General features: G+C 52.2%; 14 protein-coding genes. 4 read left to right on the top strand and 10 right to left on the bottom strand.

Features of this window, described 5'->3' with window-relative positions:
* Nucleotides 1-154: 154 nt before the first annotated feature.
* Nucleotides 155-775: a TetR/AcrR family transcriptional regulator gene (locus tag AC52W5_RS06175; protein WP_495670364.1), complete on the bottom strand. Its 621-nt coding sequence runs from the start codon at nt 773-775 to the stop codon at nt 155-157.
* 603 nt (nt 776-1378) lie between these two features.
* Here AC52W5_RS06175 and AC52W5_RS06180 point away from each other — a divergent pair.
* The gene (locus tag AC52W5_RS06180; protein WP_074972745.1) at nt 1379-1573 is read left to right on the top strand and encodes a DUF2795 domain-containing protein; all 195 of its coding nucleotides are present in this window, start codon (nt 1379-1381) and stop codon (nt 1571-1573) included.
* 139 nt (nt 1574-1712) lie between these two features.
* Nucleotides 1713-2846, top strand: a complete 1134-nt coding sequence (locus AC52W5_RS06185; RefSeq protein WP_495670365.1) for a glycosyltransferase family 9 protein — start codon at nt 1713-1715, stop codon at nt 2844-2846.
* Between the two features lie 37 nt (nt 2847-2883).
* On the opposite strand, the gene AC52W5_RS06190 is transcribed toward AC52W5_RS06185, so the two are convergent.
* On the bottom strand, nt 2884-3888 hold the full coding sequence (locus tag AC52W5_RS06190) for a glycosyltransferase family 4 protein (RefSeq protein ID WP_495670366.1): 1005 nt from the start codon (nt 3886-3888) through the stop codon (nt 2884-2886).
* Nucleotides 3878-4882, bottom strand: coding sequence for a glycosyltransferase family 9 protein (locus AC52W5_RS06195; protein WP_074973194.1), 1005 nt, complete (start codon nt 4880-4882; stop codon nt 3878-3880). Before AC52W5_RS06195 ends, AC52W5_RS06190 begins: the two co-directional genes overlap by 11 nt.
* Before the next feature lie 141 nt (nt 4883-5023).
* Here AC52W5_RS06195 and AC52W5_RS06200 point away from each other — a divergent pair, with 141 nt between their 5' ends.
* On the top strand, nt 5024-5491 hold the full coding sequence (locus AC52W5_RS06200) for a YbhB/YbcL family Raf kinase inhibitor-like protein (RefSeq protein WP_495670367.1): 468 nt from the start codon (nt 5024-5026) through the stop codon (nt 5489-5491).
* A 264-nt stretch (nt 5492-5755) separates the two neighbouring features.
* Nucleotides 5756-6160, top strand: coding sequence for a hypothetical protein (locus AC52W5_RS06205; RefSeq protein ID WP_074972753.1), 405 nt, complete (start codon nt 5756-5758; stop codon nt 6158-6160).
* Nucleotides 6161-6278: 118 nt separating this feature from the next.
* Here the strand turns inward: AC52W5_RS06205 and AC52W5_RS06210 are convergent, their stop codons facing one another.
* The 7 genes from AC52W5_RS06210 to rfaE2 form a co-directional block, all read right to left on the bottom strand.
* Nucleotides 6279-6842: a lipocalin family protein gene (locus AC52W5_RS06210; RefSeq protein ID WP_495670368.1), complete on the bottom strand. Its 564-nt coding sequence runs from the start codon at nt 6840-6842 to the stop codon at nt 6279-6281.
* A gap of 130 nt (nt 6843-6972) precedes the next feature.
* Nucleotides 6973-7437: a PAS domain-containing protein gene (locus AC52W5_RS06215; protein WP_495670369.1), complete on the bottom strand. Its 465-nt coding sequence runs from the start codon at nt 7435-7437 to the stop codon at nt 6973-6975.
* A 71-nt stretch (nt 7438-7508) separates the two neighbouring features.
* Nucleotides 7509-7979, bottom strand: coding sequence for an SRPBCC family protein (locus AC52W5_RS06220; RefSeq protein WP_495670370.1), 471 nt, complete (start codon nt 7977-7979; stop codon nt 7509-7511).
* 92 nt (nt 7980-8071) lie between these two features.
* The gene (locus AC52W5_RS06225; protein WP_495670371.1) at nt 8072-8899 is read right to left on the bottom strand and encodes an inositol monophosphatase family protein; all 828 of its coding nucleotides are present in this window, start codon (nt 8897-8899) and stop codon (nt 8072-8074) included.
* A 247-nt stretch (nt 8900-9146) separates the two neighbouring features.
* Nucleotides 9147-9953: a glycosyltransferase family 2 protein gene (locus AC52W5_RS06230; RefSeq protein WP_495670372.1), complete on the bottom strand. Its 807-nt coding sequence runs from the start codon at nt 9951-9953 to the stop codon at nt 9147-9149.
* Nucleotides 9950-11122, bottom strand: a complete 1173-nt coding sequence (locus AC52W5_RS06235; protein WP_495670373.1) for a glycosyltransferase family 9 protein — start codon at nt 11120-11122, stop codon at nt 9950-9952. The genes AC52W5_RS06230 and AC52W5_RS06235 overlap by 4 nt, the downstream gene beginning before the upstream one ends.
* A gap of 13 nt (nt 11123-11135) precedes the next feature.
* Nucleotides 11136-12611 (bottom strand): D-glycero-beta-D-manno-heptose 1-phosphate adenylyltransferase, encoded by a 1476-nt coding sequence (gene rfaE2, locus AC52W5_RS06240; protein ID WP_495670374.1) that lies wholly within the window; start codon nt 12609-12611, stop codon nt 11136-11138.
* Nucleotides 12612-12659 lie beyond the last annotated feature (48 nt).

Raw genomic sequence — 12659 nt, forward strand, 5'->3', positions numbered from 1 at the left:
AAACATTAATTGACGGAAAGGAGGTGTGGAACGATAAAATCACTTTACTGAACAGTTGAATCTGATCTGACAACTGCACCAGTCAAATCGGGGACTGTCTGATGGGATCGCGACTACTACATCTTAATCTACCCGTACGTACCCTTATACACCCTTATGTACCCTGCGGCGCTTCTCCGCTGTCCGTTCTTTCTCCCCGGTGTCGACGGGAAAATATCATTCGATCCAGGTTTTCCCCTACGGAAAGACATCCGTCCAGAAACCGGCTCGTCCTGGAAGAACTGGACGAACTGTCGTTCATCCAATGGACAAATGTCGCCAGATAAATGGAAGTGAGCGCACTTTCTTCCAACGCGCGCCGGAAGTACGTAGCATCCCTCCCTGCAGCCTCCCGCATCCATTGCACGGTACGGCTGACGCGCATCAATCCGGGAATCTGAACGTGCAGATGACCCGGCTCCAGTTTGCCATAGATCATTTGCCTTGTAGCCTTGCGGTAAGGGTAAAGAGAGGCCAGCCAGGTCATGATCAGCCGGTGCAGCCGTTGATGCGGTGTCAAGAAGGAAAAGTCCGGCGCCTGCGCCATCCTGAGCATCGCACTGTCTGCCCGCTCGAACCAGGCTTCAACGATATCCTCTTTCTCACGAAAATGCGCATGCACGTCATTCAGAGTTATACCCAGCGCAGCCGCCACGTCATGCAGGCGTACGGCCTCCCACGATTTCTGTTCGCCAAGTTCAACTGCGGTGTTAATAATCTGATCAGCAGTCACCATTACCGATAACCCATCACGCGAGTAGTTGATTCAGGAAGGAAATTTCACAAAACTCCGAACTGGTCAGAAGGAACGTAGCGCAAATACGGATGCAATGTCAACCCTTTCAGGGCTATGGAAACGTGACGAACCAGGATTACTCTCGTTGGAGAATTGCTGTTCACGCAATCGTCGTTGACGAAAAACAGCCTGCTCTCAGGAGTAACCGCTGGCGCCGCCACTTCTTAACGCAATCCGAGGAAGCTCAAGACAGCGAGAAGGATAACAATAAAACCCACCCACCAGATTATGTTGTTCATGCCTGCCTCCTTAAACTGTTTATATTCAAACGATGGGAGTTGTTTCGCCCATCATTCATGTGGTTGCTTGTGACTTTATTCTTCCCCTGATCGAGTTTTATTTCAGTTCGCCATCACACATATAAGGATTTGCAGTTTTACCATCGCCTGAGGATTGCCTTGCATCACGCTCCGCTTCTTCGTCATTCGCTTCTCTCATGAAGGAGGGATGCAATCAAAGTTACACGGAAATCAGCCAGGAAATGAACTACACTGAGTTCTGAATATGAAGCAACCGAGATAACGATCGCGATAAGGAGGAATCATGGCAAAGGCAAACCCGATTCAGGTACAGAAATTCCTGTCCGGCATGGATTACCCTGCGAACAAGGAGGATCTCGTGGATCACGCCAAATCCAAGGGCGCTGACGAGAATATAATGCAGACGCTCGAACAGTTGCCGGATGAGGACTATGAGACGCCGGCGGATGTGAGCAAGGCGATCGGGCATATCAAGTAATTCCTGGCATGGGTATAGGGCAGGATAAAGCCCGCCGGCAGGAGAACAGATACACCCGAAGACATCCGAAGGGTGAAACGTGTGGAGGCAACGAGGACAATGCCAGGAAACAAAGAACAAGAAATGATTTTTACTGACATTGGCAGCAGGTAATTTTCCCCCGCCTCTCCCGTTCTCACCCCGCAAAATCGCGGTTCTACACGCCAAGGCATTGGGTGACTTTATCGTCATCCTGCCCGCCCTGGATGCGATTAAACGGACATATCCCGATGCAGAACTCATCCTGCTTGCCAAACCCTGGGTAAAGGAATTCCTTGCCGGTCGGCCGTCAATAGTGGATCGGGTTATCGGTATTCCCCTGCTTGCCGGCGTCAATGATCCGGTCGAGTCAAAAGGCCAAGTCCTCGATACGGATAGTTGCGCCTACCCGCTGGAAGTCGATCGGTTTTGCCAGGCGATGCAAGGCGAGAAGCTCGATGTCGTCATTCACATGCAGGGTGACGGTAAATCCGTCAACCCCTTCATCAATAAATTCGGGGCCAGCCTGACGGCAGGCATGTGCAACCCGCCTGCCGAATCCCTCGACCGTTCCATCCCTTATGTGCATTACCAGAGCGAGATTCTGCGCAATCTGGAAGTGGCGGCCTTGATCGGGGCTCATACCACGAGTACCGGATTCGAACCGCGCATCGAGGTGACGGAATCCGACGAACAGGAGGCAGAACCAGTCCGGCAACTCATCAAGGGCAAACCCTATGTCGTTATCCACCCGGGCGCGGATGACCTCCGCAGGGTATGGCCTGCAGCCAGCTTTGCCGGGATAGCGAACTATCTGGCTGAAAAGGGATATGAAGTTGTCGTGACGGGAACGCCGAAAGAAGAAGAGCGTGTCGCGAATGTCTTGAAGGCGATGAGTTACGCCGCCCTTCCCTGCACTGATCTCGGGCTGGGCGGCTTGTCCGCTCTTTTACAGCAAAGCGCGCTCGTTGTCAGCAACGATACTGGTCCGCTCCATCTGGCACGCGCGGTCGGGGTACGTACAGTCGGGATTTACTGGGCGCCCAACGTGCTCAACTGGGGGCCGCTCAGCCGCGACCGGCATCGCGTTGCGATAAGCTGGCAGCTTGAATGCCCCCAATGCGGCATCAAGCCTGTTTCACCCTGGCCATTTCAGCCGCAGAAGCCGGATTGCAGTCATCCGTACTCATTCGTTGAAAGTGTACCGGTTGCAGAGGTTCTTGGATTGGCCACGGAATTATTGCCAAGCCATTGAGCACCGAGCACTAAGTCGCTCACTACGCCGCTGTTTTTCAGTAAGCATTCTGAACAAAGTTGCTGACGACTCTTTGCCAGTCGTTGGCAAACCGCTGGATGTTGAATCGCTGGATTGCATACTCGCGCGCGTTCCGGCTCAATTCCCGTGCATGATCGTGATCGTCGAGCAGATAACGCATCCGTTCAATCAGCTTGTCCACGTCGGTTTCGACATAGCCCCTTTTTCCGTTCTCAACTGCAGTAACCATCTCGGTTGTCGCGAGCCCTATGACGGGCAATCCCGTCATCATCGCTTCACAGACGGATAACCCGAGGCTGGTATAACGAATGGGGTTGAAAAAGAAGCGATACCTGGCGACGAAAGCAGGCAACTCATCATGCGACACTTCACCCAGCCCCCCCAGTTCCGTTGAACCCATCCCCACCAGATCCAGCGGTATCTGTTCGCGGATTTTCTCGAATACATCGAGACCGAGACGGCGGCCGCGCTTGTGCATGTTATTCACCACGACGATACCTTTGGCATGTTCACCCGTGTATTTCACGTTGTCCGGCACCGTCACGCCATGATCGATGACTGCGGTCGGTGTTCCGTTACTATCCCACATCAGGCGGTTGAAATCGGTTACGTGAACCAGAAGCATGGAAGGATCGTCCACCCAGTGGGCGGTGTTGGTTGGATGTTCCTGCGGGGGATCGTGTTCGAGGTAAATTTTAGGCAGCCGCCGCTGTGCCTCGGACAGGATTTCGTACTGATCAACTTCGTAGTTCTTGCGATGCTGAAACAGGATCACGTCAAAATCGAGATCCTTCACCTGTTCGATGGGCACATCGTGCACGTTGTCCCCCCAATCGAAACCACTCGAACGACCTCCGTAACCTGCGCCCTCTCCTTTGGGCAAATAAAACTCCAGCGGAGCCTGGGTGAGGTAGTAGAGGTAGTTGCCGTGAATATGCCAGGTAAGAATGCGCAATTTCTCCTGCTCTGTCGCTCTCTCTTTTCTTTCTTGATTCTCCTTTACTTCCACATTAATGCCCAATTAATTCCTCCAGCGCCCTGATTGCTGCTTTCGGTGTCCCCACGGCGTTTCGCGAAACAACCCGATGACGAACCTGATCCAACGGACCCCAGATCACCGGATCAGTCGTGGTGAAGACAGTAACGCTTGGAGCATCGACCGCTACCGCCAGATGCGCAACACCTGTGTCATTCGAAATCACCGCCTGGCTGCCTTTCAGAAGGGCGGCGAGTGATCCGATGTCGGTTTTACCGGCAAGATCAATCGCCGCGTCCGTCATTTTCCCCGCGACCGCTTGCGTAAGCGGCTTCTCTTCTGCGGTACCCGTCAACACCACTTTCAAACCCTGCCGAATACACCTATCCGCTACCTCCGCGAAATGCGCGGCAGGCCAGGGCGCTGCGGAGATAGCGCCCGGATGCAGGCAGACATAAGGTTTATCAAGAATAGTCACGTATTCTTCCAGCTCCTGAAGTTTCTGGCAGTCCCCGTCCAATACCGGAAACTCCATCGCCCTGTCCCCCGCGCGGTCCGTCTGGCCCAAGCCAAGAAATTCAAGCAGCGCGAGATTCCTTAACAACTCAGGCTGGCTGGATGGGTATGGCATGAAGAAATCGCAGTTCGGCCAATGACCGTCCTCGCTCGCAAACCCGGCCACAACAGCCGCTCCAAAAAGGGAGACGACAAGATTAGACACCGTGCCTTTGCCATGCATTTGCAGAGCAAGGTCGTATTGTCGCTGCTGCATGCCCTCCAGAAAGGCCGTAACCGCCTCGGCCTTGAAGGGATGCTCGGGCAATCCCGGAAAGCCCGGAAATTCGACAAATTCGTCAATATAATGATTGTAGCGCACGGCAAGTGCCTTGTTCCAAGGCAGGCCCACATAATCGATGGTGGCGTGTGGGAAAGCGCGCCGAATCAACCGCAGCGCAGGGACGAACAGCAGGAAATCTCCCAGCTTCAAGGCCCTGAAAATCGCGATCTTTTTAATTGGCAGATTACCCAGCTGAGCCATATGCTTTCCATGCGCTCCCGGTACGGTCAGAATCCCTTCACCCAACAGTATTGCATGTAAGCCAGGGTTCCGCTATTTTTGTAGCCAATTCTCCTGTTTTAACTCTTCTTTTCTGAAGCCATTAATTGAAAGGAGTCACGGATGTTCATATCCAGCCCGGCTTTTCCTGATCACACCATCGTTCTCAAACCACATACCTGCATGGGAGAAAATATCAGCCCTCCCCTGGAGTTTGGAGACCTTCCCACAGAAACGAAAAGCCTGGTCCTGATCGTGGAAGACCGTGATGCAACACCGGTTCCCTGGGTACATTGGCTGGTATTCAATATTCCCCCTGATACCACAACAGTTTCAGCCGGCAGTATTCCCGCGGGCGGGACGGAAGGCATTGCCAATGGGGGAACGCACGGTTATGAAGGTCCTTGCCCCAAATACTTCCACGGCACCCACCACTACCACTTCCAGTTATTCGCGCTGGATACCATCTTGGATTTACCCGCAAGTGCGGATAAAACTCGGGTAGCGGCAAGCATGAAAGAACACATCATTGATTCCGCTACGCTCGTTGGACTGTGCGAGGGGACGAAAGCCGAAGCGGAGACTTCTTGAGAAATTTGCATAACTCCTCACTTTAACTCCGCCTCCTTGTTTTGCCTATCTAATCCAGCTATGGAGAGGATAGAGGGGAGGCAGATTAATTGAATTATTGATTGAACAATATTTTTTTCTGCGTCAATTGTGTCTTTCCATACAGAAATCTTCAAAAATAAAGATAAAAATAAAGATTTACCTGTTACCTGTTACCTGTTCACTGGCCTCAAAAACTTAAATGAATCTCTCCCCCGGAATCACTTCTTCAAAGGAGAACGAGCCATGTTACATGCGGAAGACCGAACGAGCAGAGATCGCGTTCGCCACTCAACAGCGCCAAACGTGAACCGCGAGATAGACCGCCAAACAAATAGTAATATCCGGCGTTATGCGAACAGCAGCGAGGAGGTCATCAATCGTCGCATAGAGGAGCTCGATAGGGAATGGGACATCGAACGCGCGCTTGAAGCCAACGCCTCGGCACTCGCCTTGACCGGTCTTTTGCTCGGGCTGACTGTCAACAGGAAATGGCTGGCGTTACCCACGGTTGTACTGTCGTTCCTGCTGCAGCACTCCCTGCAAGGATGGTGCCCGCCTTTACCGCTGTTGAGGCGTCTCGGCGTACGCACGCGAGGCGAAATCGACCGTGAAAAATATGAACTGAAGGCATTGCTGGAGGGGAGGTAGCTGCTGGCGGAGGGAATTTATATGCGTCACCGCATTTTTCTCGCACAAATACTCAAACAGCAATGACAGTGCGCAGGCGATGCCGAATGGTCGTTCGCTCAATTCCCTGTGCTTTAAATCATCCCGCCGCATTGCAGGGCTCGGGATGATGTTTAACAAAAATAAGCTTCTCTGTATTAAAACCAAGTCTATTTGCCTCTCTGATGAATTTTTCCAAAACTTCCTCTTGGACGTGAGGAATTCTCGCCAGAAGCCAAAGGTAGTTTCGATCCGGTCCAGTGACAAACGAATACTGATAGCTGGCCTTATCCAGATCAAACACCACATACGAGGCATAGAAAGGGCCAAAAAAAGAAACTTTGAGATATCCAATGTCCGCTGCTGTTGCGGCGTAAGCTCTCCCCTTTGCTACACGCCACTTGCCTTTTTCGACATCACACCCGCGGTTTACCACGTCAATGCCTCCATCATCGCGCAAACCGTAGCTTGCTGTTACGTCATTTAAGCCCCTTTCGAAGGAATGTTCGAATCGAGCAATCTCGTACCAAACTCCTTGATAGCGACCGATGTCAAAGTCTGTGACTGGAGTAATTCCTTTTGGGATTCCTCCGCACCCCGCCAGCATCGCTGCAATTACCCAAGCTAATAATATTTTCTTCACGTTCAAAAAGATTTGTAACAATCAGCCCTTCGGGCAGCAGCGTTTTCAACAGATCGATTTTCCATTCAGCTTATAGATTTGCTTATAGTTCAGAGTGGAGTGGCTAATACGGTATGAGGGTATCGAGTGGGCAATCCACTATCACCGGATTTCAAGATTTGGAGCTATTCGTAAGCGACGCAAGGCGTTCACTCAGTCGTTCGATTTCTTTTTCTTCCAGAACCTGAGTGGTTATATCGTACTGAACGCCTAAATAGTAGAGAACCTTTCCGTGCGAGTCGAACAGCGGGATAATTTTAAGATGATTGTAAAATAGCTCTCCGTTTTTACGATAATTTCTGAGCGTGACTTCGATCAGCTCCTTGTTCGTTATCGCCGCACGGATCTGCGGTCTCTCTTCCTGTTCCCGATCTGTACCTTGCAAAAAACGGCAATTCTTTCCAATAGTTTCTTCCTGGGTATACCCAGTCATGGCCGCGAACGCCTTATTTGCGTAGACGAGGGGCAAATCTTCCATATCAGGATCGGCCAAGGTCACTCCATTGACACAAGAATCGAGTATAGTGCAGAGAACTCGGGGAATTAACCCAGGATCTTTATCATCAATGAAAAGCATTGGTGTCTCCTATCGTGTCCCGCACCACTAATATTAAAACCCAGTTCAATGGGCAGTGAGGGGCAGGAATATTAACAACGCGCTTCCACCAGTTTTTTTATATTTCTCACTGTCTCTTCCGTACCTTCCTGGATCGCTATACGAATCAGTTTTTCAAACGGTCTCATATACACGTCAAGGCTGAGCAGCTCGAAAGTGAAAATAATACGGCTTGCAGAGGTGGGTGTAACGGACTCGAAAAGGTAATCGCACCGATACGGATTAGAAATGCCCTCAAAGCAAACATGCCGGCCTAGCTGAAATACTGTAATCCTGAATGTAGACTCGGAGCGCCTCCCCTGGTCGATACGAACTTGGCGACAGGTCGTTCCTATTCGTACCGGTCCATCCGTCAACGGGACCAACTCTACAACTTCCCGCGACCACTTGGGATAGTTCACGAGTAAATTAGGGCCAACAAAATCGAAAACTTCTGTGACCGGCCGCTGGATCACGGTGTCAGCTTTACCAACCACGGGCGTGTCCTTAAGCAAACCGAACATAAAACTGACTCCGCTGTGTAATGTCAATCAACTCCATTTCCACTCAGTGATTAGCTCAGAACTGGCCGAAGCTGCCCCCTGTGGTAATTTCGTCAGAAATATGTAAGACAAGGGAGATAAGCTTCTATCATTTCAGATGACCCAGCAATAATCCCCTTCGAATGTATCGTCCATTCCATACCCTCGTAATCAACCACTTTCCCTCCCGAAACCCTAACCATGCAGACCCCCGCAACCATATCGGTCAGTTTGGTCGAAGGACGAAAAAACAGGTCCAGTCGTCCTGCGGCGACTTCTGCCAATGACAGTACCGGGGCGCCAAGAACCTTTACTGCCCGCGCTTGTTGTAATACGCCTGAGAGCTGGCCGAGTGTTTCGGACCGTGTTTCCATTTGAGAGGAAAAGTCCAGGCTGACAACCGCGTTTGTGGGTTCAGTATGTTTCCTCAGTTGCGTAACCTCTCCATTTATTTTTAGCAAACCTTCTTGCTGTGCGCTATACAGAATGTCGTGGATGGGATCGTAAATCACGCCCAGAACAGGTTTGGCGTTGCGAAGAAGCCCGATGGAGATGGCAAGAAGCGGTGGGTACCCCGTCATGTTTTCCGTCCCATCCAGTGGATCAACGACCCATTGGTCGTCCTGCTCAATAGCGACCCCCCCGCTCTCTTCCCCATAAAAATGGCATGGGTGGAGTTTCAGAAGCGCTTCTTTCAGGAATTGCTCGGACTCTCTGTCAGCGGTGGTTACAACCTGTCGAGGAGATTTGAACTGGGGTGCCACACCTTGGATATAGTGTGCTTTGATAATGCTTCCGGCGTGCTTTGCAATTTGCTCTATTTCTTCGATAGGAAAGTCGTACTGTGCGAAGCTTTTAAGCTGGAGGTTTTTCATACGCGCTTTGTTTAATTCAGTAATCAAACAACACACGTCATACCCGTGAAAACGGGTATCCAGGGGTTGTAAATATATGACATCAACGTTTAAAGCCGGATTCCGGGCAGCAGCGGATAAAGCCTGGAATGACAGATTTATAGAAGCAGGTCGGGCTCTGCCGGCAGTTTTTTGGTTGTCGGGCAGAGCCCGGCTTACTCGAACCAGTAATGACGATTGGTTAGATGATCCAAGAATGAATACATTTTATTTCCTGATCTGTCTTATTTCCTGCTCATAACGCCAGTTCTTTCGGGATATCGAATTTTCTGTTGATTACGGTGGTCGGCGCTTCCTGATGATAGGCGCCGGAGGGGATAAGGCCGCAGCCACCGTAGCGCTTCATGACTCTCAGTTGCGCAAGGACGTCCTCGCCCGCGTGTTCTTGCGGCACTTCCTGCCAGAATTCAAACCCGCCCGTTTCCCGCAGCTTTTCCGTGTCATACAGCACGCAGCCTCCCACCCAGGCGATCTTGTATTTCTTTTGGGTGTCGGGAGTCAGTTTCAGTTTTTCCTGCACATGAAGGATATTGGCTGCGTTATGCAGGCAGTATCGCTGCCAACTCGCGTGCTGGGGGGTTACGATCTCCGGCTCGACGCGACCGTGCCATAGCTCGATCGCCTGCTCCCAGGGCCGGCGGTCATTCCGGTATGACAATCCGATGACCGCCTGCCCGACAAATCCGATTTCTTCTTCCTGGTGCGCCAGCAGCATGTTTCCCAGAACGAAAGACTCCAGCAGAATGTCATCATCGAGGTAAAGGCAGTATGGCGAATCAACCGTATCCAGCAGGAACTGCCGTTGCTGCGCCAGGCCGCGGCGAGGCAAGTTGGTCAGTTGCTGCACCGCATGGCCTTTTTTTTCCAGCAGGCGGATTGCCGTCTGCACCGAGGCATCCCTGTATACGGGAAGATCACTCTGATCGGAGATAACGACGGCGAAATCGCGGTATTGCTGGAAACAAAGCCCGGTGAGCGTTACCGCCAGCGCCGTGGGGCGGTTGTAGGAAGGAATGACTACGGTAATGTCTTCCCGCATCATGTATCCCTTGTTATTGATGCCTCCAGGCGGCCATTGGATTTGATCAGCCTTTCCGTGGTCAGGCCTGGAATGACGGACCTGGGTTTTCTCCGTGAGGAAACAAGCTCACCCACAGCCGCCCCGATTGCCTCCGGCGAAGCCCTGGGTGTGGATGGTCCGGGGAAAGACTGAAGCAGCCGGTTCTTTGTCCTCAATTCCGGCGGCACCTCGAAGTAAAGCACCTTGCTCGGCACTTGCCACGGCGTATGCTGCGGATTGGTCATCGCGTACAGCACAACGACAGGGGTGCCGACGGCAGCGGCGATATGGACAGGACCGGTATTATTCGACATCAGAACGGGCGCCGCTTCGATCAGGATAATGAGTTCTGCAATGGATAGCTCTCCAGCGAGATTCACCGCAGCCGCCCCGAGTTGGCGAGCGATCTGGTCCACATGGCCCCGCTCGCTGCCGCTGCCAGTGAGCAGGATTTTATAGCCCTGCCTGATGAGCGACTGGCAGGCCGTCACATAATTACTGGCCGGGTAGAGGCGCTTTTCTTCACTGACGCCAGCATGCAGCACCAGCCAGCGCATACCTGCCCGGATGCCAGCGGCATTTAACATACCCCCTATCCTGTCCGTTGCTTCTTTCCGCGTCTCCTCCGGAATTTTCAGCAGGAGCCTTGTATCGGAGGTTTCCGCGCCGACCATCTCGACCAGGCGAAGTTGCCGTTCGACCTCGTGGACGACGTAGTCCAGAGGCTCCCTGTCCGGTACCCACTGATTGATAAGCTGGTAGGGATTCTCGCGGCAATAGCCCAGAACGGTTTTGATACCCGCCAGATAGCACAACATTCCAGCCGGCAGGGGATTCTGGCTATAGACTGTAAAGATTACGGCGGCATCAAACCGAAAGGCTTGCAATTCATCGGCAAGCGCCAGCAACCGTTGCGCCCCATTGGTTTCGGTCGTCTTTACCCAGGGAACATCGAACGGAATCGTTTCGTCCACTTCCGGAATGAAGGGGGCAATGCATGCTCCTGCGGTGGAAGTCAGCAGAGTAATTTTTCTGCCCGCAACCGACTCCCTGAGCGCGCGCATCGCCGGTTGGCTCATCAACACGTCGCCCATGTTGTCTGGGCGGACGCATAATAGGTTCTTGTAATTTTTCCAGGCTTCGGCAAACACTTTGGTTTCCCGGCTAGGCAACCTGTTTGTCCATGCTTTTGATTCTGGATATGATGTTTGTCGTGGATCGGTCCTGAACAAAAGGCATGATTTCCACTTTTCCACCGTATGCCCGGACAATCGGCGCTTCGGGAAGCGTGTCGATCGTATAGTCGCCGCCTTTTACATACAAATCCGGCTGAATGACTTCCAGAAGGTTGATCGGCGTGTCTTCCTCGAATGACGTCATGAGTGTCACCGACTCCAATCCGGACAGTATGCGGATACGTTCGTATAGGTTGTTAATTGGGCGATTGCTCCCTTTCAGGCGTTTAATGCTAGCATCGGAATTGAGGCCCAGCACCAGAACGTCACCCAAATCCCGCGCCTGCTCAAGATAGGTGACATGGCCGCTATGAAGCAGATCGAAGCACCCATTGGTAAACACAATACGCTTGCCTTCTTTTCTGAATGCAGCCAAGCGATTATTCAAGCCTTGCCAGTCCGGGATATATTTACTGCTGCTTCCCAGGTAATGCCGTAGCTCGTTCTGCGTGCAGGTCGCAGTGTGGGATTTTTGCAGTATCACCATCGCGGCAGACTTGGCAATCTCACCTGCCACTTCAATGGAAGACTCGCTGGCGAGGGCCAGCGTAAGCGCGCTGACATAAGTATCCCCAGCTCCGGCTGCCCTAGTGTTCTCTACCGGTTTGGAGAATGTGCGATAAGGCTCCTTGCCGTGCTGAAACAGCAATGCGCCTTCGATATCGATGGTGGCTGCAACATATTTGGTTCCTGTTTTTTTGAGCAGCTTTTGTCCGTAGAGCCTGATCTGCTCCGAACGCTGGCCGACAGGTGCCGGTTCCGTGATGGCAAGCAGCGTGACGAGTTCCTGATAGTTCGGCTTGGCTACAGTCGCCCCAAGCCGGCTGTATTTATCGAGCGATTTCGCGTCGATTACCAAGATATTTTCCTTTTTTTTCTGCAAGACACGCAAAGCATTGATCACCGGGTCCGTGATAATGCCATAGCCATAATCGGAAACAACGACAGCATCCATCTCATGAAACTTTTCGTTCAGGGTATCGATCATCTGCTGTTCATGCTCGTTGCATACCTGTTCCGTCGTGCCTGCGTCGAAACGCACCAGCAGCTGGGCGCCCGCGGCTACACGCTGTTTGGTAAGCGTGCGGCGGGTGGGATCGCAGATAACCAGGGAAATGTCGAGGCCATGACTGACGAGCGATTCTTTCAGTAATTCGGCCTCGTGATCACATCCGACAACCGAAAGGTAGTGGACTGTGGCCCCCAGTTGTGCCAGATTTACTGCCGTATTAGCCGCCCCTCCCGGCACCGCCTTGACATCCCTGATATCCACGATGGGAACAGGGGCCTCCCTGCAGATACGACTTGCCGACCCGTCGAGATACACATCGAGCATTGCATCGCCGATTACCAGCACATTCAAATCGCTGAAACGATCGATAGTGGCAAGATAACTGCTGTTCATGCTGTCTCCTTTTACCTGGGATGTGTCACCTGTGCATGAGCTACACGG

The sequence above is a fragment of the Nitrosospira sp. CT genome (assembly GCF_059489795.1).